The following is a 2,344-nucleotide window of genomic DNA, read 5'->3' as shown; positions in this document are numbered from 1 at the left end:
CGTCGTTCGGCCAGCAAAGCAACCAGAATTCGACCGAGCTTCCGCCGGTCAACGTCGTCACGACCTCTCCCAAGGCGAAGCCGCAGGGGACCGCCCAGAAGAAGCCAGCGCCGGTCGCCGCCGTGCAGCCGACCGCTGCGGCCAGCGAGCCTGCGCCTGGCCAGCCTGCTCCCGGCACGCGTTCGGGAAGCCTCTCGGTGCCGACGACGGCGGAGGCGACCGCGGAGATCAACCGCACCCCCGGCGCAGTCGAGGTCGTTCCGGACACGGCCTACAAGACGTCGACGCCGGCGGTCACGATCAAGGACGCGCTCGACTACGTGCCGGGCGTGTTCGTGCAGCCCAAGTGGGGCGAGGATTCGCGCCTGTCGATCCGCGGCTCCGGGCTCTCGCGCAACTTCCATCTGCGCGGCACGCAACTCTACATGGACGGCATCCCGATCAACACGGCCGACGGTTTCGGCGATTTCCAGGAGATCGATCCGACAGCCTACCGCTATGTCGAGGTCTACAAAGGCGCGAATGCCCTGCGGTTCGGCGCCAATTCGCTCGGCGGCGCGATCAATTTCGTCATGCCGACCGGCTATGATGCCGATCAGTTCGGCGCCCGCGTCGATGTCGGCAGCTTCGGCTTCCACAAGCTCGCGGCGAGTTCCGGCGGGGTTTATGGTGCCGCCGACTATTTCATTACCGGCACCTGGCAGGAGCAGGACGGATTCCGCGAGCACAGTTTCGGAGAAAGCGTGCGCGGATCCATGAATGTCGGATACCGGCTGACGGAGAACGTCGAAACCCGGTTTTACGTCAACGCCAACGACGTCGAGCAGCGCATTCCCGGCTCGGTCAATCGCGAGACGGCGCTGAACGATCCCAAGCAGGCGGCCGCCATCAACGTGCTCAACGACTGGCAGCGCAACATCGAGACGGTGCGCATCGCCAATAAGACGAGCGTGCGGCTTGCGCCCGGCACTCTGGTCGAGTTCGGCGCCTACAATGTCGACCGGCAGCTCGACCATCCGATCTTCAGGTGGCTCGACTACAGCTACGACGACTACGGCGGATTTGGACGGCTGACCGACGACAGCGTCATCGCGGGCTATCGCAACCGCTTTCTGATCGGCGCCGACATCCACAACGGCACCGTCGACGCCAAGCAGTTCGGAATCGGGGCCGATGCCGCCAAGCTGGGCCTGCTGAGCCATAACGACGACCGGGCCGAGAACTTCTCGGTGTACGCCGAGAACAGTTTCTTCGTCACGCCCGACGTCGCGCTGGTGGCCGGGCTGCAATACCTGCACGCCGTTCGCGACCGCGACGTGGTGTTCAGCACCGTGGGCGATGTGGCGGGCCGCAACGTCTTCGACGTCTGGAGCCCCAAGGCGGGCATCATCTGGGACGTGGATCCCGGCTGGCAGGTGTTCGCAAACGTTTCGGAGAGCGCCGAGGTGCCGAGCTTCGGCGAGAACGTCGTCGATGGATCGGCATTCAATGCCAAGGTGCAGGAGGCGGTCACTTACGAAATCGGCACGCGCGGACGGCGGGAGAACTACAACTGGGATATCGCGCTCTATCGCGCCGAGATCGACAACGAGTTGCAGTGCCTCACCATCGTCATGCCGTTCTTCACCAACACCTGCTCGGTGACGAACGCCGACAAGACCATCCATCAGGGCCTCGAGCTGGGGTTCGGCGCCGCTATCGTGCAGTCCGTGCTCGCGACCGGGCCCAACCCGGACAAGCTGTGGCTCAATGTGGCTTACACCTTCAACGATTTCCGCTTCGACAACGACGCGCTGTGGGGCAACAACGAGTTGCCGGGCGCGCCGCGGCATTTCCTGCGCGCGGAGCTCCTGTATCGGCATCCGTCGGGCGTCTTCTTCGGACCCAACGTCGAATGGGTGCCGGAGGCGTACTACATCGACAACGCCAACACGGTCGAAACGGATGCCTACGCCATCTGGGGGGCCAAGCTTGGCTACGAGGGCGAAACGTTCTCCGCCTACATCGAAGGCCGCAACCTTGCCGATGAGGGATACATCTCGTCGGCCAGCGTCGCGGGCAATCTCGGCGGTGCCGACGGCAACTACTTCGAGCCGGGCACGGGGCGGGCCGTCTATGGCGGCGTCCAGGTGAAATGGTGAGCGACATGCGCATGTGGCGTCTGGCTCCCTTCTCCCGAAAGATAGCAACGCTCACTGCGTATGCGTGGATGGCGCTTTGCAGCGCCATCCACGTCCCGAGCGCGTTCGCGCACGACGACGCCGACCAGATCCGAGCCCTCATCGGCACAACCTGGGATAAGCCCGGCAGCAAAGTGGCGATCGACCCGGTGGTTATCTCCGGC

General features: G+C 64.4%; 2 protein-coding genes. Both read left to right on the top strand.

Going from position 1 to position 2,344, the window contains the following annotated elements:
- Positions 1-2,141 (top strand): TonB-dependent receptor (locus tag QZV93_RS17505; protein WP_295560003.1); only part of this gene is annotated, 2,141 nt, incomplete at its 5' end.
- On the top strand, positions 2,135-2,344 hold a 210-nt coding region (locus tag QZV93_RS17500; RefSeq protein WP_295560002.1), incomplete at its 3' end, for a hypothetical protein. The genes QZV93_RS17505 and QZV93_RS17500, both read left to right, overlap by 7 nt.

Source organism: uncultured Hyphomicrobium sp., assembly GCF_902826555.1.
Classification (GTDB): domain Bacteria; phylum Pseudomonadota; class Alphaproteobacteria; order Rhizobiales; family Hyphomicrobiaceae; genus Hyphomicrobium_C.
The sequence above is the reverse complement of the archived record's forward strand: the minus strand, read 5'-3'. Positions and strand labels throughout refer to the sequence as shown.